This is a genomic window from Nesterenkonia rhizosphaerae (genome assembly GCF_039544555.1).
GTDB classification, from domain to species: Bacteria; Actinomycetota; Actinomycetes; order Actinomycetales; family Micrococcaceae; genus Nesterenkonia; species Nesterenkonia rhizosphaerae.
Genome location: NZ_BAABLW010000007.1, coordinates 776,588 through 793,088, shown reverse-complemented (window position 1 = coordinate 793,088; position 16,501 = coordinate 776,588). Strand labels below are relative to the sequence as shown.

17 protein-coding genes are annotated in these 16,501 nt (G+C 62.0%); 3 read left to right on the top strand and 14 right to left on the bottom strand.

Annotation, left to right across the window (positions count from 1 at the left end):
• Positions 1-11 precede the first annotated feature (11 nt).
• Entirely contained in the window at positions 12-1,190 is a 1,179-nt protein-coding gene (locus ABEA23_RS09355; protein ID WP_345477760.1) for a histidinol-phosphate transaminase, read from the bottom strand.
• Between the two features lie 70 nt (positions 1,191-1,260).
• A complete protein-coding gene (locus ABEA23_RS09350; protein ID WP_049897307.1) occupies positions 1,261-1,695 on the bottom strand; it encodes a LysM peptidoglycan-binding domain-containing protein in 435 nt (144 codons plus the stop codon).
• A gap of 200 nt (positions 1,696-1,895) precedes the next feature.
• On the opposite strand from ABEA23_RS09350, the gene lexA reads away from it, so the two are divergent.
• Positions 1,896-2,630 carry a transcriptional repressor LexA gene (gene lexA / locus ABEA23_RS09345; protein ID WP_345477759.1) on the top strand — a complete coding sequence of 245 codons (735 nt, stop codon included), beginning with the start codon at positions 1,896-1,898 and terminating at the stop codon, positions 2,628-2,630.
• Here lexA and ABEA23_RS09340 read toward each other — a convergent pair.
• Together ABEA23_RS09340 and hflX are read right to left on the bottom strand one after the other, a co-directional pair.
• Entirely contained in the window at positions 2,627-4,696 is a 2,070-nt protein-coding gene (locus tag ABEA23_RS09340) for an ATP-dependent DNA helicase (RefSeq protein ID WP_425577157.1), read from the bottom strand. The two genes, lexA and ABEA23_RS09340, sit on opposite strands and share 4 nt — an antisense overlap.
• A gap of 4 nt (positions 4,697-4,700) precedes the next feature.
• Positions 4,701-6,293: a GTPase HflX gene (gene hflX, locus ABEA23_RS09335; protein WP_345477758.1), complete on the bottom strand. Its 1,593-nt coding sequence runs from the start codon at positions 6,291-6,293 to the stop codon at positions 4,701-4,703.
• 226 nt (positions 6,294-6,519) lie between these two features.
• Here hflX and ABEA23_RS09330 point away from each other — a divergent pair, with 226 nt between their 5' ends.
• A complete protein-coding gene (locus ABEA23_RS09330) occupies positions 6,520-7,146 on the top strand; it encodes a class I SAM-dependent methyltransferase (protein WP_044493092.1) in 627 nt (208 codons plus the stop codon).
• Positions 7,143-8,402 carry a hypothetical protein gene (locus ABEA23_RS09325; RefSeq protein ID WP_345477757.1) on the top strand — a complete coding sequence of 420 codons (1,260 nt, stop codon included), beginning with the start codon at positions 7,143-7,145 and terminating at the stop codon, positions 8,400-8,402. The genes ABEA23_RS09330 and ABEA23_RS09325 overlap by 4 nt, the downstream gene beginning before the upstream one ends.
• A gap of 5 nt (positions 8,403-8,407) precedes the next feature.
• Here the strand turns inward: ABEA23_RS09325 and dapF are convergent, their stop codons facing one another.
• From dapF to pgsA, 10 genes are all read right to left on the bottom strand, one after another.
• On the bottom strand, positions 8,408-9,322 hold the full coding sequence (dapF, locus tag ABEA23_RS09320) for a diaminopimelate epimerase (RefSeq protein ID WP_345477756.1): 915 nt from the start codon (positions 9,320-9,322) through the stop codon (positions 8,408-8,410).
• Positions 9,323-9,324: 2 nt separating this feature from the next.
• Positions 9,325-10,254 (bottom strand): tRNA (adenosine(37)-N6)-dimethylallyltransferase MiaA, encoded by a 930-nt coding sequence (gene miaA, locus ABEA23_RS09315; RefSeq protein WP_345477755.1) that lies wholly within the window; start codon positions 10,252-10,254, stop codon positions 9,325-9,327.
• On the bottom strand, positions 10,254-11,786 hold the full coding sequence (gene miaB / locus ABEA23_RS09310; protein WP_345477754.1) for a tRNA (N6-isopentenyl adenosine(37)-C2)-methylthiotransferase MiaB: 1,533 nt from the start codon (positions 11,784-11,786) through the stop codon (positions 10,254-10,256). Before miaB ends, miaA begins: the two co-directional genes overlap by 1 nt.
• A 44-nt stretch (positions 11,787-11,830) precedes the next feature.
• Positions 11,831-12,634 (bottom strand): regulatory protein RecX, encoded by an 804-nt coding sequence (locus tag ABEA23_RS09305; protein ID WP_345477753.1) that lies wholly within the window; start codon positions 12,632-12,634, stop codon positions 11,831-11,833.
• Positions 12,635-12,644: 10 nt separating this feature from the next.
• On the bottom strand, positions 12,645-13,703 hold the full coding sequence (recA, locus tag ABEA23_RS09300) for a recombinase RecA (protein ID WP_260072741.1): 1,059 nt from the start codon (positions 13,701-13,703) through the stop codon (positions 12,645-12,647).
• A 201-nt stretch (positions 13,704-13,904) separates the two neighbouring features.
• The gene (locus ABEA23_RS09295; protein WP_044493103.1) at positions 13,905-14,126 is read right to left on the bottom strand and encodes a DUF3046 domain-containing protein; all 222 of its coding nucleotides are present in this window, start codon (positions 14,124-14,126) and stop codon (positions 13,905-13,907) included.
• Positions 14,123-14,629, bottom strand: coding sequence for a MarR family winged helix-turn-helix transcriptional regulator (locus tag ABEA23_RS09290; RefSeq protein WP_345477752.1), 507 nt, complete (start codon positions 14,627-14,629; stop codon positions 14,123-14,125). Before ABEA23_RS09290 ends, ABEA23_RS09295 begins: the two co-directional genes overlap by 4 nt.
• A gap of 62 nt (positions 14,630-14,691) precedes the next feature.
• Positions 14,692-15,093: a helix-turn-helix domain-containing protein gene (locus ABEA23_RS09285; RefSeq protein WP_044493106.1), complete on the bottom strand. Its 402-nt coding sequence runs from the start codon at positions 15,091-15,093 to the stop codon at positions 14,692-14,694.
• A 77-nt stretch (positions 15,094-15,170) separates the two neighbouring features.
• Complete coding sequence (locus ABEA23_RS09280) at positions 15,171-15,812, bottom strand: CinA family protein (RefSeq protein ID WP_345477750.1); 642 nt, start codon at positions 15,810-15,812, stop codon at positions 15,171-15,173.
• A gap of 63 nt (positions 15,813-15,875) precedes the next feature.
• The gene (gene pgsA / locus ABEA23_RS09275; RefSeq protein ID WP_345477749.1) at positions 15,876-16,490 is read right to left on the bottom strand and encodes a CDP-diacylglycerol--glycerol-3-phosphate 3-phosphatidyltransferase; all 615 of its coding nucleotides are present in this window, start codon (positions 16,488-16,490) and stop codon (positions 15,876-15,878) included.
• Positions 16,491-16,501: the final 11 nt, after the last annotated feature.

Genomic DNA, 16,501 nt, shown 5'->3' with positions numbered 1-16,501 from the left:
AGAGCTCCAGTCTATCTTTCCGCTGTGACGCCGGCTGTGGAGTTCTCTACGAGCCGTGCAAGGGATGTCAGAAACGCCGTGGTTTCCTCTTCGGTGCCAGCCGTGACGCGCAGATGCCCCGGAATACCAACGTCCCTGACGAGCACGCCGTCGTCGAGCAGGTGCTGCCAAGCGTCCTTCTCATTCAACAAGCCCCCGAAGAACACAAAATTAGAGTCCGAGGGGTATGGGTCAAGGCCCATCCCCCGAAGTTCGACGACGATCCGGTCGCGCTGAGCTTTGATCCGCTCAACGTTGGCCATGAGGTCAGCCGCATGGTCCAGGGCAGCACAGGCGGCAGCCTGGGTGATGGCCGAGAGGTGATAGGGCAGACGAACCAGGCGCAGGGCGTCGGTGACTTCTGGGGCTGCGGCAAGATAACCGAGTCTGCCGCCGGCAAGGGCGAAGGCCTTACTCATGGTGCGGGTGACGATCAACTGTGGGCGTGAAGGAAGCAGTGTCAGGGCTGAGGGCGTGCCGGGCTGACGGAACTCTCCATAAGCCTCGTCAACGATGACCATGGTCTCTGTGTCCAGCGCGGCCTCGTAGGCGGCCTCCACCACAGCCAGGTCCAGTGCCGTACCGGTCGGATTATTCGGTGAGCACAGAATGACCACATGGGGACGGTGCGCACGGATTTGGGCCGCGACATCGTCAGGTGTCTGGGTGTAGCCGGGACCGCGGGTGCCTGCAATGTAGTCGCTGTATACACCACGGGCGTAGAGCGGGTACATCGAATATGTCGGCGGGAAGGACATCACGCTACGACCCGGGCCGGCGAAGGCCTGCAGGATATGCTGCATCACCTCATTGGAGCCGTTGCCCGCCCATATGTGTTCACCAGTGAGCTGGACCGCCGCAGCTCCAAAGTCAGAGGCGTCGCGAGCAAGTTCACGGTTGAGGTACTCCGCGAGCTTCTGGCGCAGCAGGCTGAACTCACGGTCTGGATAGCGATTGAGGCTCTCTGCAGCCCTGCGGACCTCTTTCGCGATGGCATCAACGACATCTGACGGGACGTCATAGGTGGTTTCGTTGACATTCAGCATTGCTGGAACTGCTAGCTGAGGTGCGCCGTAGGGCGCCTGACCGCGGAGCTCATCACGCAGCGGTAGGGCTGCCAGTCGGGAAGTGCGGGTCTGCTGTTCGCTCACCCGACTATCCTAGTCCTCGCCTGAATTGGAGGTATACGACCCCGGGGCGAAGACCACAGAGTGAAATGACTCAGTTCTGCGGCCCCGAGGTGGGGACATAAATGACCTCGCCTGGCTGAAGCTCTGACGAATCCAAGCTATTGAGTTCCGCAATTTGCAGGATCACCGTCTGGACGTCTTCGTTGGTGTCAGCACGAGAGGCGATCGACCAGAGAGTGTCCCCGGCATTGACCTTCATTTCTTCGGCATGGACACCAGCGGCTTCTGTCGATCCGGCCTGGACCTGATTAAAGAAGGAAGCGGAGACGAAGAGGGCACCCGCCACGACTGTTGCGGCAAGCAGCAGTGCAGGCAGGCCAAGGAACATCAAGCGGCCCCGGCGGGTCAGGCGCAGAGCGACCCCAGAGAGGTGTCCTTTGGCGCGGGCGGTGTTTGTCCGATCCTTATCGGTACGAGCCGTATGAGAGCGGAGCATATTGGTGGGGACCTGAGATGAGGTGGTCATGGGGAAGAACCTCCTGTTTCGAACCTGTGTTCTATTTCTAGCACATATCTTCGACTCATGGCCAGACACTCGCATATATCTATGGAATCTTTCTGCGATTTCGAGTAGCCTGACCGTAATGTTCGAAGTGACTTTCGATGACGTTCCCTATTCAACGGGGAGGGTCTGACACGAAAGTCCGTCACAGGGAGGATCGGCACATGGCGGCACCGGAGACCGATGAAGCACCAGCACTGACTGAGCGTCAGCGCCAGATCGTCAATGTCATCCAGAAGTCTCTGGCTGAGCGCAGCTATCCGCCGTCTATGCGGGAGATTGGAGATGCCTGCGGTCTTGCCTCGCTCTCATCGGTGACGCACCAGCTGGCTCGACTTCAGCAGCTCGGTTACCTGCGACGCGTCCCGGGTAAACCTCGCGCCATGGAGGTCATTCGTGACTCGTCTGGACGTCTGCTGGCCACCGAGAACAGCAGCAGCGATTCAGCACAGTCTCGCGGCCAGGGCGCCGAGGACGAGACCGTGGTCCAGCTGGACGCCTACCGCACTGATAGCGATAGCCGTGTCTCAGAGGTGCCTTTGGTAGGACGCATTGCCGCTGGTGGTCCCATCCTTGCCGAACAGAACGTGGAAGAAGTCATCCCGCTGCCTCGCCAGATCACTGGTGAGGGCGAGCTCTTCATGCTTCAGGTGCGCGGCGATTCCATGATTGAAGCTGGAATCTTCGAAGACGACTGGGTTGTGGTCCGCCGTCAGCAGGATGCTGATAACGGGGACATTGTGGCCGCTCTCCTCGAGGACGAGGCCACTGTCAAGACCCTCAAGCGTCGTGATGGTCATCAGTGGTTGCTGCCGCAGAACCGCATGTACGAGCCAATTCTGGGCGACGACGCCACGATTATGGGCAAGGTCGTCACCGTACTGCGGAGTCTGAGCTAGCCCTCGCGGAGTCGGGCTAGGGCACCGCGAGCGACCTTTTGGTCAGTAGTGGCCCAGAAGTCCGGCATGGACTTCTTCAAGAATCCGCCGTAACGCGCAGTTGCTAACCGCGAATCCAATACTGCGAGTACGCCTCGGTCCTCTGCGGTGCGGATCAATCGCCCTGCGCCCTGGGCCAATCGGATGGCTGCATGGGTGGCAGAGACTTGCATGAATCCATTGCCGCCAGCTCGGGCTGTCTCCTGACTGCGGGCGTTGGTCAGCGGATCATCGGGCCGCGGGAACGGAATCCGGTCAATAACTACCAGCCGGCAGGACCGACCTGGAACATCAACGCCCTGCCACAGGCTCATAGTGCCGAAAAGGCAGGTCTCTTCATCCTCGGCGAACTGCCGCACTAGGGCAGACATGGTCGCGTCCCCCTGGCAGAGGATCGGGACATCCAGCTTGGTGCGCAGTTCCTCTGCGGCTTCTTCGGCAGCTCGCCGCGAGGAGAACAGCGCAAGAGTTGCGCCTCCCGAGGCATCGATCAGCCCTGCCAGCTCCTCACGCTGGACATCCTGGGTTTTCAGTGACGGCGCCGGGAGGTGCTTCGCCACATACAACATTCCCTGGCGCGGATAGTCGAATGGGCTGCCGACATCAATGCCCTCCCACGCCGGGGCTGATTCGCCCTTCAGGCCAAGCTGGCCGGCTACCGGATCGAAACTGTCACCGATAGTCAGTGTCGCCGACGTGAGCACTACGGTGCGTTCCCCGAAGAGTCCCTCCCGGAGACGGCCGGCCACCGAGGTCGGTGCCACATAAATGATGGGCGGCTCGGAAATATCAGCCTCCCGATACCCCTGCCCCGGTGTGAATGTTCCAGGGCGGGACAACCAGATCACATCCGGGGTCTCACCCGCATCCAGCATCCGGTTGGCAGTATCCATCACCGCCTGCAGACGTGAACGCGCCGTAGTGCGGCCAATATCTGCTTCACCGTCACCTGAGGGCTTGGAATCAGAGAGCGCAGTGCGGGCAGCATTTCTAGCCAGCTCAACGGCCTGGAGCTGCTGTTCGTTCATTCCGGTCGGTCGCCGCGGGGTGCTCACCAACAGACCGGACTCGGCAGCGCCAAAAGCCGTCTCCACGGCCGATGCGGCGGCCTGCAGAGCATCGACGCTAATGGCGGTATGCCTTCGCGCGGAACTGGCGGCAGCCTGGATCATCTGCGCCGAGAGCTGTGCAGTCACCGCAGAGGTGACCCGCTCGGCCATCTCATGAGCCTCATCGATGATGACCGCATCATGCTCAGGCAAGACCTCCAACCCCTCGAAGGCATCAATAGCGAGCATCGCGTGGTTGGTGACCACCAAGTCCGCGTCAGCGGCGTCGCGTCGCGCCAGCTCCGAGAAACACTCCTCGGCCATCGGGCATTTACGTGGGCCGATGCAGTCCACCGCGTTGACCGACACCTGACGCCAGGCTTGATCTGTGACACCGTCGGGCAGGTCGTCGCGATCTCCGGTGTCTGTGGTCTCAGCCCATTCGCGCAGCATGACCACCTCTTTGCCCAGCCGCGAGGTGGGTTCGAAGGTGGTCACACCGCCGGTAGGCTCCACGGCCGCGGCGAAAAGGGCTTCCTGATCGTCGTCGCCCTCGGGGAATCCGCCGGCCAGTTTCTGCTTACACAGGTAGTTGGCCCTGCCCTTGATAAGGGCGACCTCCACAGGACGCGGCAGCTCAGGCTCAATGCTCTCCAGCAGACGCGGCAGGTCCCGACCCATGATCTGGGCCTGCAGGGCAAGAGTCGCGGTGGAGACCACAACGGGTTTGTCAGCCTCCACCGCATGGGCCACTGCAGGCACCAGATAGGCCATGGATTTACCAGTACCGGTACCGGCCTGAACCAGCAGATGCTTTCGACGACGCAACGCAGTTGCCACCCGTCGCGTCATCTCCACCTGCCCCTCGCGCCGACTGCCGTCGAAGGCGTCTACTGCTGTGGTGAGCAGTTCTTCAGCTCGGTCAGCAGCGGGGCTGATCTCAGCAGGGCGCGCGGTAGAAGTGGAAGCCGAAGTCACGCTCCTAGTCTTCCACCTGGTACTGACTCAGTTCCGCGGCAAGGCTCGGACGCACCAGGACATGAATCCTGGTGCCCTCCTCCTGGTAATCCGTGGAGAGAATCTCGGCGTCCTCAGCGTGCAGGCGTGAGACAACCTCGCCGTCGGCATAAGGCACCAACAGCTGCAAAGGCACTGTGGGACGTGGGATGGAGTCACGGATCAGTTGCTTCAGCTCGTCAATACCCTGACCCGTATGGGCAGAGACCACAATGGCATGCGGCTCGCGACGCCGGATCCGATCGATCACATGCGACTCGGCGGCGTCAGCCTTGTTCAGCACGATGATCTCATCGACTTCGTGGGCGTCCACTTCGGCCAGCACTTTGCGCACTGCAGCTATCTGGCTTTCGGGCTCCGGGTGGGAGGCGTCAACAACATGCAGGATCAGGTCCGCGTCGGCGACTTCTTCCAGGGTGGAGCGGAATGCCTCCACGAGCTGCGTGGGCAGCTGCCGAACGAACCCGACCGTGTCAGAGAGCGTGTATCCGATGCCATCAGGGGTCACTGCTTTACGCGTGGTGGGATCCAGGGTGGCGAACAATGCGTTCTCCACCAGCACCCCGGCGTCGGTGAGGCGGTTCAGCAGAGAGGACTTGCCCGCGTTGGTGTACCCGGCAATGGCCACCGACGGCACAGCGTTGCGCTTACGGTTAGCCCGCTTGGCATCACGGGCTGGCTTCATGCCAGCAATCTCGCGGCGCAGTTTGGCCATGCGCTGGTTGATGCGCCGACGGTCCAGCTCGATCTTCGTCTCACCGGGGCCGCGGGAACCAATGCCGCCGCCGGCAGCGCCGACTCGACCACCGGCCTGACGGGACAGTGACTCACCCCAGCCACGGAGTCGAGGCAGCATGTACTCCATCTGGGCCAGCTCCACCTGGGCTTTACCTTCACGGGACTTCGCGTGCTGGGCAAAGATATCCAGGATCAGGCCGGTGCGGTCGATGACCTTGACCTTCACGATGTCTTCAAGACCTCGGCGCTGGGACGGGGCCAGCTCGGAGTCGACAATGACAGTGTCGGCGCCGAGCTCAGCGACCGCTTCTTTGATCTCTACCGCTTTGCCGGAGCCGAAGAAGGTTCCCGGGTCGGGCTTGCCGCGACGCTGGATGAACCCGTCAAGCACCGTGGAACCGGCAGTCTCGGCCAGTGCCGCGAGCTCGCGCAGCGAATACTCGGCTTCGGTGATGGTTCCTTCAGTCCACAGCCCGGCCAGGACCACGCGTTCTAGACGCAGCTGCCGGTACTCGACCTCGGTGACGTCTTCAAGCTCTGTGGAGAGACCCTCCACGCGGCGCAGCGAGCGACGCTCGAAGAGGTCGTACTGCTCGCCGTCGTGTTCGGTGTGGGCATCGGAGTCAGCAAGTTCGCGGGCTCGATCACCCAGGATCGAAAGACGACGCTGCCTGGCGTCCTCATTGAGGTGTTCTTGATCAGCGACGAAGCGGGTCGCCTTGCCGTTGGTGTTGGCCTCATCTGCCGCGAGGATGCGGGCGATAGTGGCATCAATGCTCGACTGAGCGTTGTCTTTTTCTGAGTTCTTATATTCAGTCATAAATCCTCGGGGACCCGGATCGGGGTCCAAATAGTTAATGGGATTCGGACAAGCTCAACCGGCGGCTTACTTCAGAGCCCGGGAGCAATTTCCAGTGAGGTGTTTCAGCCGCGGGGACGGGCAAACACGGTGTGACGAATCCACATGGATTCTAGTATCGCACATCAAGCCAGTATTGGACAGGGGGAATCCGCACCGAACAGGTGCGGAGGATACGATCTCTTAGGTGAGCTCCTCGCACTATTTCTCCCCTGATCCAGCCGCTCCGATGCAGCGCCGCACTATCCCGGTCACCCTTGAGGGTCGGGACGTTCACGTCACCACCGCCGGCAGCATCTTCTCCCCTGACGGCCTGGATAAGGGCACCGCGGTGCTACTGCACCACGTTCCGGACCCTGCAGCCGGAGGCAATCTGCTTGATATCGGCTGCGGGTGGGGCCCGATCGCGTTGTCCATGGCAATGCGCTCCCCCGAGGCCGAGGTGTGGGCGGTGGATGTCAATGACCGGGCGCGCACCCTCTGTGCCGAGAACGCCGCAGCGCTGGATCTGCCTCAGGTCAGAGTCCACGCCCCAGAGGATGTTCCCGACGACGTCCGGTTCAGCACGATCTGGTCCAATCCTCCTATCCGGGTGGGCAAAGCGGTGCTGCATGAACTGCTTCAGACATGGCTCCCCCGATTGGAACCTGGTGGCACCGCGTGGCTGGTGGTGCAGAAGAATCTAGGAGCAGACTCACTTCAAAAGTGGATGAGCAGCATGCTCGCCGATATTGATAGCGAATTCCTTGTCGACCGACCAGAGACGGATAAAGGATTCCGGCTGCTGCGAGTCCGCCGGGGCCACCCACAGTGACACTGGAACAGCTGGCCGAGCTTCCCATCGCCGAGCTTGAAGAGGCGGTGATCTTCTCCGAGTGGCGCGAGCTGCGCCGGGCGTCCACACGATCGCTGACGCGCACAGCTGCGCTGATGACGGCACTGAATTATGAGCCCACGCAGCCGCCCCATCAGGTGATCGGCGTCGTGGGCTCCAAAGGTAAGGGAACGGCAGCCGCCTATGCCTCGGCGGCACTGGCCGGTCTCGGCTACCGGGTGGGGACAGTCATGAGCCCCGGAGCGGTGTCCAATGCGGACCGGATCCGGATTGCCGGGCGGGTCGTTGAGGAGCCAGTACGCCGTCGGGTGCTGCTGCAGATCGAATCAGCGCGCAGGCAGCTACCGCCCGCGACAGCCGAGTCCGGGTATTTGGCACCGACTGGACTGTTCCTGCTGATGGGGATGATGATCTTCGCCCAGGAGGGCATCGACGTGGCCGTGGCAGAAGCTGGAATCGGTGGTGCCTCCGATGATCTCTCGCACTGGCCTCTCAAGGGTGTGGTCGTCACCGGCATCTTTGCGGAGCACCTGGAGATCCTTGGCCCCACGGTGGCCGACGTCGCCCGTGATAAGGCCTCGGTGGTCACCTCCAGCACGCGATTCTGCGTGAGTTTCCCGCAATCTGCAGAAGTCGCACAGATTCTCATCCAGCGGTGCAGCAGCCGTGAGGCCGTGCTTCTGGAGTCCGGCCTCTGGGAGTACCGAATGGTCGAGCACCTGCCGGCCGGCTTTGGCCGCACCAATGCGGCTCTCGGTGTGGCCGCAGCGCGCGCCTTCCACGGGGTGGTCGGGGCTGAGCAGGAGGCCGACCTGTTGGCGGCGCTGCGCTCCGTGCAGTATCCGGGCAGGCTGTCTTTGCACCGATTCGGTGAGCAGGAGTGCGTGGTGGACTCAGCTGTTTCAGCTGCGGGCTTGGATGCTGCACTGGATTATTGCCGGCAGACCTGGGGGCATCAGGACCACCAGGTGCTGGTGTGCCTGCCGCCGTCGAAGGACCTTGCTGGTTTCATTCAGCGACTGCGGCAGTTCCCAGGCCGCAAGGTCTTCGTGAAGATTCCGGGGGCTTATACCGGCATGCCTGAGCGCGATGCCTGGCCCTGGGAGTGGGTCACCGATGACCAGCTGGATTCAATGCTGCGCCAGGGTCATACGTTGGCGGCGGGGACCGTACTGTTCACCTCGCTGGTGCTGCGCACCCTCAAGGTCGACGCCGAGCGGCTCTTCCTGGCCTGACGTCCTCAGTGCATTGTGCCGGTGTAGACCAGCTCAGCTGGACCGGCGAGTTCCACTTCCTCGGCGCCGTCGGGCCGGGCACGGAAACGGACCGTCACTTCTCCGCCGGGCACGCCCACCTTCCACGTATCGACGCCGTCGCCGGCCGCCCACACGCGGACAGCCGCTGCGGCGGCACACGCGCCGGTGCCGCAGGACAGGGTCTCACCCACGCCTCGTTCGTGGACTCGCATACTCACGCGTCCCACTCCGGTCTCCACCAGAGGTTCGGCGGGCACCACGAACTCCACATTGGTGCCGTGAGGCGGAACAGGCTCCACCTTCGGGGCCTGGTGCAGGTCGAGCCGCTGCAGGGACGCAGTATCTGGCAATGCGACCACAGTGTGCGGGTTCCCCATAGATATGCTGAGGGCAGGTCTCGGGTCCTCCAGGCCGGCTGCCTGGACCAGTGAATCGCTGGCTCGTTCCGCCGCCATTTCCGGGTCGATGAAGGACCAGATGCCCATGCCGATGGCATAGCCTTCCGGCACTTTCTGCACAGTCTTGAGCCCACCGCGGGTCAGCACCGGGAGGCTTCCGCCATCCTCCAACTCCGCGTAGCCATTGCTGAGCAGGAAATGAGCGAAAGCCCGCACACCATTGCCGCACATCTCGGCGATGGACCCGTCGCCGTTGCGGTAGTCCATGAACCACAGCGGCGCCTGCTCCGTGCAGGTCAGCCCGACGGCCTCCAGCGCGTCGCGACCTTCATCAAAGGCATGAGCGGGTACAGCACGGATGAGCCCATCTGCACCAACGCCGAGGTGGCGGTCGCACAGTTGCGCCACACGTTCGGGGCTCAGTGTGATGCCCCCTGCGGGGTCGGCGATCATGACGAAGTCATTGCCGGTGGCGTGGGCTTTGGTGAACTGCATAGTCATAGTCAACCACCTGCTGTCTCAATAGCTTCCAGGGCTGAATCCAGGAGATCCTCGGCGGGGGCCTGCAGCCACGTGATGCGCGGGTCGGCACGGAACCAGGTTTCCTGACGGCGGGCGAATTTTCGGGTCGCCACGATGGTCTCTTCCACTGCCTGTTCCAGGCTCAATGCCCCATCGAGGACACGGAGGAACTGCTGGTACCCGATGGCCTGACCGGCGGTGCGTCCCTCGCGCAGTCCGGCCTGCTCAAGGCGCTTGACCTCATCGAGGAGCCCCTGTTCGCGCATCAGGTGAACCCGCTCAGCGATCCGCTGATGCAGCAGTCCCCGCTCCACATTGAGCCCCAACTGCACCACCGGCGTCATCTCCCGGTGATAGACCCGCTGCGGCATGAAAGAGGTAAAGCTGCGTCCACTGACTTCGGCGACTTCAAGGGCACGCACTAGTCGGCGGTCGTCTCGAATCACACTGGCCGATTCTGGATCGGTGCGGCGCAGTTCATCGCGCAGCACCGCAGCCCCCTCCTGCTCCAGCCGGTCTTGTAAGCGTTGACGCACCGCAGGGTCTGTGGGTGGGAATTCAATGTCGTCGATGGCAGCGCGGATGTAGAGACCGGAACCTCCGACAAGGATCGGAGTCTTGCCACGTGAGCGGACCTCAGTGATTTTCTCGCGGGCCTGCTGTTGGAAAGTGGCCACTGAGGCCTCTTCACTCAGGTCTAGTGTGTCGAGAAGGTGGTGCGGCACCGATCGACGTTCCTGGTCGGTGACTTTGGCGGTGCCGATATCCATGCCGCGGTAGAACTGCATGGAATCGGCGTTGATGACTTCGCCGTTGAGGCGTTCCGCGAGATCAATCGCCAGCCCGGACTTGCCAGAGGCAGTGGGACCCACGACGACGAGAAGCGGTGGTGTCCCTGCAGCTGAGTCCATCACCGGGTGGTGCCGACTGCCGGGCGCAGGGCGGGCATCCCCAAAGAGACGGCACCGGGCTTGGCTCCTTCGACCTGGGTTGTTCCCACTCCACAAGAATCAGCCTGCCATCGGTCCCAGGCGTCACCGGCACGGGAGCGGCGCAATGAATACTGCTCGAGCTGAGGGTCTGAGACCAGGTGGAATCCTGCTGCTTCAGTGATCGGCACCGAGACAAAATCACCCGGCCGGGGCGTGTCAGCGCCGTCTGGAACGGAGAAGTGGACCAGTCGGTTATCTGCTGCCCGGCCGGAGAGCCGACCCGTGCTGGCCCCCTTGGATCCGGAATCGGCGGTGACCAGCAGTTCTTGTGTGGTACCGATCAGGGCGGCGTTCTCTTCTGCGGAGATTCTGTCCTGAAGCGCTACGAGTCGTTCGAATCGTTCTTGGACGATCTTCTTCGGGATCTGCTCATCCATCGTGGCCGCTGGAGTGCCCGGACGCGGTGAGTACTGGAAGGTGAAGGCACTGGAGAAGCGGGACTGCTCAACCACGCGCATGGTGTCTTCGAAGTCTTCCCCGGTCTCGCCGGGGAAGCCCACGATGATGTCCGTAGTCACTGCCGCATGCGGGATACGTTCGCGAACTTTCTCCAGGATGCCCAGGAACTTCTTCCCGCGGTAAGAGCGTCGCATGACTTTCAGGATTCGGTCCGAGCCAGACTGCAGCGGCATGTGCAGCTGCGGCATGACGTTTGGCGTCTCAGCCATCGCATCGATGACGTCATCGGTGAAGCTGGCCGGATGCGGGCTGGTGAATCGCACGCGTTCCAAACCTTCGATGTCACCGCAGGCTCGCAGCAGCTTCGCGAATGCTTGGCGGTCGCCGAATTCCACACCGTAGGTGTTGACGTTCTGCCCCAGCAGGGTGACTTCAACCACGCCGTCGTCGACCAGCGCTTGCACCTCTGCCAGGATCTCCCTGGGGCGGCGGTCGCGCTCTTTGCCTCGCAGGGAGGGAACGATGCAGAACGTGCACGTGTTGTTGCAGCCCACGGAGATCGACACCCAGCCCGAATGCACGGACTCGCGCTTGGTAGGCAGGGTGGAGGGAAAGGTCTCAAGAGATTCAAGAATCTCGATGGAAGCTTCAGCATTGTGCCGAGAACGCTGCAGCAAAGTAGGGAGTGAGCCGATGTTATGGGTGCCGAAGACCACATCGACCCAGGGTGCTTTCTCCAGGACCGCGTTCTGGTCCTTCTGCGCGAGGCAACCTCCGACGGCGATCTGCATTCCCTTGTGCTTGGCTTTGATCGGCTTCAGCTGCCCGAGGTTCCCGTAGAGGCGGTTATCGGCGTTCTCCCGGACTGCGCAGGTGTTGAAGACGACAAGGTCTGCCTGTTGTCCCTGCTCGGCCGGTACATAACCGGCATCTTCAAGCAGCCCCGAGATCCGCTCTGAGTCGTGGACATTCATCTGGCATCCAAAAGTGCGCACCTCGTAGGTGCGTTCAGCGTGCTGTGTGTCAGGGCGTTCCAGAAGGGTCTCAGTCATGGCTCAACTCAATGCGGGTTCGGGTGCTTCAGTGCTCGGCAATTCTACCGGCTGCGCGCGTCGAGCTCTTCGCGCACCAGGCTGAACGCGGCGCCCGGGCTGTGCCCCCTGCGGGCGAGCATGCCCACCAGTCGGCGCGTGAGCTTGTCACGCTCCTTGCGGTCTTCAACACTGTGCGCCGGAGGGACAACCACGCCGCGGAGCTTAGCGGCGATGAGTTCCCGCGCTGCTGCTGTCTCATCATCGGCGCTCAGCTGCTCAAGGGCGTCCCCGGCATCTGCTTCGCTGATGCCTTTATCGCGCAGTTCGCGCTTCAGGGCCGCACTGCCAAGGCCTTTGGTCTCATGCCGTGTGCGTACCCACATCCGGGCAAACTCGCGGTCATTGACGAGGTGGACTTCTTCCATACGGTCAAGCACAGCGGTGAGTGTCTCCTCGCTGAACTCACGTTCCCGTAATGCCTGCGCCAGCTGGTGGCGGGATTTAGGCGAGCCTGTGAGCTTACGCAGAACCACTGCCCGGGCCTTGGCGTACTGATCCTCCCGAGAGGCACTGGATGCCTTGTTGAGGTCAGGTTCGGCTGCCGGTGCAGCAGAGCCAGACCCGGCCGGTTCGGCGTCGGCGGTGCTGCCCTGTGGTGCAGCGTCGACGGTACCCTGCGGTTCAGTGTCGGCTGTGATCCCCTGCGGTTCGGCATCCGCTGGGCTTCCCTGTGGTTGCGTGGCGCTGTCCTGTGGTGCGGGGTCAAAGAGATCCGAGGACAGCTCTCCCGCCTCGAGCTTGGCCAGAGTCTCGCGGAGGGCATCCAGCTTCTGCTGCTGCCCTCCGCGGTCATCCTGCATACTCATGACGTCGACCCTAGGCGTCTACGGCCTTCAAAGCCGGGCCATCGGTATCCTCGGCAGGCTTGATGATGCCGAGCTTTTCCTTGATCCGGCGTTCGATCTCATCAGCCAAGTCCGGATTGTCCTTGAGGAACTGCCGAGCTTTCTCTTTGCCCTGACCGAGCTGGTCACCGTCATAGGTGAACCAGGCACCGGATTTCTTCACCATTCCGTGCTCTACGCCCATATCGATGAGTCCACCTTCACGGGAGATACCCTCGCCGTAGAGGATGTCGAACTCAGCCTGCTTAAACGGCGGCGCCATCTTGTTCTTCACGATCTTGGCGCGAGTACGGTTGCCCACAGCATTAGTGCCCTCTTTGAGGGTTTCGATACGCCGAACATCAACACGCACAGATGCGTAGAACTTCAATGCCTTACCGCCAGAGGTGGTCTCCGGTGAGCCGAAGAAGACACCGACTTTCTCGCGCAGCTGGTTGATGAAGATCGCGGTGGTCTTGGTCTGGGCCAGGCGGCCGGTGATCTTTCGCAGCGCCTGGGACATCAGCCGAGCCTGCAGACCCACATGGCTATCACCCATCTCGCCCTCGATCTCAGCGCGCGGCACAAGAGCTGCCACCGAGTCGATCACTACAATGTCCAGCGAGCCTGAGGAGACCAGCATGTCCATGATCTCCAGCGCTTGCTCGCCGGTATCCGGCTGCGAGACCAGCAGCGCATCAGTGTCCACACCGAGCTTCTCGGCATAGGACGGGTCAAGGGCGTGCTCAGCATCGATGAATGCTGCAATACCGCCATTGCGCTGGGCATTAGCCACCGCATGGAGTGCCACGGTGGTCTTACCGGAGGACTCAGGACCGTAGATCTCCACCACGCGACCGCGTGGGAAACCCCCAATGCCCAGTGCCACGTCCATGGCAATCGAAGAGGTAGGGATTGCTTCGATCGGCGCGCGGGTCTCATCCCCGAGGCGCATCACCGAACCCTTGCCGTACTGCTTGTCGATCTGCGCCAGTGCAGCTTCCAGCGCCTTCTGCCGGTCGCCGCTCTGCTTATTCGGATTGACTGCCATGTTTCACCTCACGGGTCTTTAGTGATGCGACGTGCGCACCGATGCTCGATACATGTTTAAGGCTACTGAGAGCCTCGGACATGTTGATGGGCCGCTGTCCTGCTGTGGAGAGAAACGCCATCGGGCCACGTATTACTGCTCTGGGGAAAACTGTACCCTTGATCGAACACAGTTTCGATAGTGTGCTGCGCGTGTCTCGAATCAGTCTCGCTTGGGAGGCCGATCTTTGCCGAACCGGCGCTCCTCAGGAATGTCCTGCTGGATGCACAGCGCCTCCCATACCTCGCGCGGAGACACTCCCGCAGCCAGGGCCTGCTTGGCAGTGAGCTGGTACCGGGAGATCACCAGCTCCCCGGCCAGCACGTGAGCATAGGATGCGCCGAATTCGTCCTCCATCAGCGTCCAGAACCGCGATTCCCTCACTGAGCTGCTCCATCGGCCCCAGCCCGCCCGGGCGTTGGGCTGCGCGGGGCGTCGTCGTACTCTGCGTAGGTCCGGTTGAGCTTGGACAACAGTCCCGAGAGGGTCTGAATCTCCTCCAACGTCCAGGGACTCAGCATGTCCAGGTAGCGCTCCGAGCGCTCCTTCTGGGCTGCTTCTAAGCGCTCGCGCCCTTCCTCAGTCAGGGAGATGACCAGCGCGCGCCCGTCGTCGGGATCTGCTTTCTTGGTGATGAAACCGCGCTCAGCCAAAGTGCTCAGCTGACGGGAAAGAGTCGGCTTGCCGATGCCCAGATGCCGCGAGATGGTCGTCATTCGCTGCGGGCCGTTAGTCTGCAGGGTCGAGAGCACCGAATAGGATGCAGGCTCAATCTCCGGATCGATCCGTTGCGCCAACTGAATAGCATTATGGCGGCGGCGGACGAACAGCCTGTAGAACTCCTCCTGGAGCTCCTTGACTTTGGCACGGCGGTCGGTCGATGTCATGCGTGCCAGTCTAAGCGGAAGTGAAACGGCCGCCCGCTTTCACGGACGGCCGCCTTCGAACATCAGTAGGAGACGAGCTCCTCGTGACCGAACTCGCGCTGGAATTCGGTGGGCACAGTATCCGGCACTGTCAGGCCCTCGGCTGTAGCGATGCGCTCAGCAACCTGGAAGAGCATGACCGCAAGCGGCACATTCAGCGCCGTGCAGATAGAGGCCAACAGTTCAGAGGAGGCTTCCTTCTGTCCGCGCTCCACTTCTGAAAGGTAGCCCAGAGATACTCGGGCATCGTGGGACACATCACGCAGGGTGCGACCTTCGGACTGACGAATGCTTCGCAGCACGTCACCAATCTCTTGACGCAGGACCACTCCCTTGGACTCTCGGGTGTCCGCTCCGGCGGCACCATCAACGTCCATGTCCTTCCAACGGGTGACTCCGTTGACGGTGACTGGCTGTCGAACCATGGAAATCGCTCCTTTAAGATTCATGCGTCTCGCCTAAGAACCAACTGACCTGCCCGCCGTTTTGTTCCCCACTCTAGCTAAGAACCGGCGCTGGCGGGCAGTCCCGCCGGTTCGGTCAGCAGAAAATCCTCCACCAATTTCAACGCTCCCTGCACTGAAGCCTTTCGGATCTCAACCCGCATCTGGTCAGGATCAGCCGAAGGGTCCAGATCCAGCAGCAGTGCACCGGCCAGCCACTGCTGCGATATGTCCTGGTCAATCCGGTCACAGCCCTGCGGAAGGCTCAGGCCCAGCCGCTGAACAGCATCCTCACGGCAGGCAATGCCCAGATAGACGGTGCCGACGTCCTTACCTTGGTGCGGCGCAGGCCCGGCCACCCCGGTAGTTGAAATGCCGATATCAGTTCCGCAACGTTCCGCTGCTCCCTGAGCCATCGAAGCCGCCACGATGGGATCAACGGCGCCACGGGTCTCCAGAAGCTCCGCCGAGACCTTCAGCACGTGCTCCTTAACCTGGTTGCTGTAAGCGATCACCCCACCCAGCAGGGCCTGGCTTGCACCAGGCACATCCGCAATACGGGCAGCCAGGGAACCGGCTGTCAGAGATTCGGCGGTGGCCAGAGTCAGCCCGCGGTGGGCGCAGCGCTGGACGATCTCTACCGGGTCGGTACTGGCTTCGGCCTCCTCGGCCACCTTCTGGGCGTCTCCTTCAACAGGCATGAACCCAAGCCTAGACCCGAAGTCCGCACAGTTGCTGAGAACGTCAACGACGACGACGCGGAGTCAGTCGCCACGGGAACGTAGCGCAGCCGCCCGCATCCGCAGTGCCGAGATCAGATAGTCAACGCCGGTCACCACGGTCACCACAGCGGCCAGAATCATGATCCAGAACGCAATATCGGCCAGCCAGGGGGCAATAACCACAAGCGGCAGCAACATCAGCTGCAGGCCTGCAGACTGCAGCACTGTCTTCAGCTTCCCGCCCCGTGATGCCGGCATGACCCCGTAACGAATAACGGCCATGCGCAGCACCGTCACACCGATTTCGCGCACCAGGATCACGATGGTGACCCACCAGGGCAGCTCGCCCAAGAGCGAGAGCATCACCAAACCTGCACCGATCAGCAGCTTATCGGCGATGGGATCAGCGATTTTGCCGAAGTCGGTGACCAGATTTCTCGCCCGCGCTAAGTCGCCGTCGATCTTGTCGGTGATCATCGCCGCAGCGAAGACACCGGCTGCAGCCCAGCGCCACGGGCCGTTCTCCGCGGCGAAGGCTTCTTCGGTACCGGCAGTGTCAAGGAGGAGGAACCAGATAAAAACCGGTACCAGCGCAATGCGCACCATGGTGAGAATATTGGCGATGTTCCACAGGGGAGCTTGCTGAGGTGTGGTCACGTGGGAGTCAG

Bases quoted from the DNA above. Each gene is read 5' to 3' on its own strand.
- ABEA23_RS09305 (WP_345477753.1), bottom strand. From the start codon at position 12,634: ATGAGTATGCAGGATGACCGCGGAGGGCAGCAGCAGAAGCTGGATGCC.
- ABEA23_RS09290 (WP_345477752.1), bottom strand. From the start codon at position 14,629: ATGACATCGACCGACCGCCGTGCCAAAGTCAAGGAGCTCCAGGAGGAG.
- recA (WP_260072741.1), bottom strand. From the start codon at position 13,703: ATGGCAGTCAATCCGAATAAGCAGAGCGGCGACCGGCAGAAGGCGCTG.
- miaB (WP_345477754.1), bottom strand. From the start codon at position 11,786: ATGACTGAGACCCTTCTGGAACGCCCTGACACACAGCACGCTGAACGC.
- lexA (WP_345477759.1), top strand. From the start codon at position 1,896: ATGGCGGCACCGGAGACCGATGAAGCACCAGCACTGACTGAGCGTCAG.
- dapF (WP_345477756.1), bottom strand. From the start codon at position 9,322: ATGACTATGCAGTTCACCAAAGCCCACGCCACCGGCAATGACTTCGTC.
- ABEA23_RS09280 (WP_345477750.1), bottom strand. From the start codon at position 15,812: ATGCCTGTTGAAGGAGACGCCCAGAAGGTGGCCGAGGAGGCCGAAGCC.
- miaA (WP_345477755.1), bottom strand. From the start codon at position 10,254: ATGGACTCAGCTGCAGGGACACCACCGCTTCTCGTCGTCGTGGGTCCC.
- ABEA23_RS09350 (WP_049897307.1), bottom strand. From the start codon at position 1,695: ATGACCACCTCATCTCAGGTCCCCACCAATATGCTCCGCTCTCATACG.
- hflX (WP_345477758.1), bottom strand. From the start codon at position 6,293: ATGACTGAATATAAGAACTCAGAAAAAGACAACGCTCAGTCGAGCATT.
- ABEA23_RS09285 (WP_044493106.1), bottom strand. From the start codon at position 15,093: ATGGTTCGACAGCCAGTCACCGTCAACGGAGTCACCCGTTGGAAGGAC.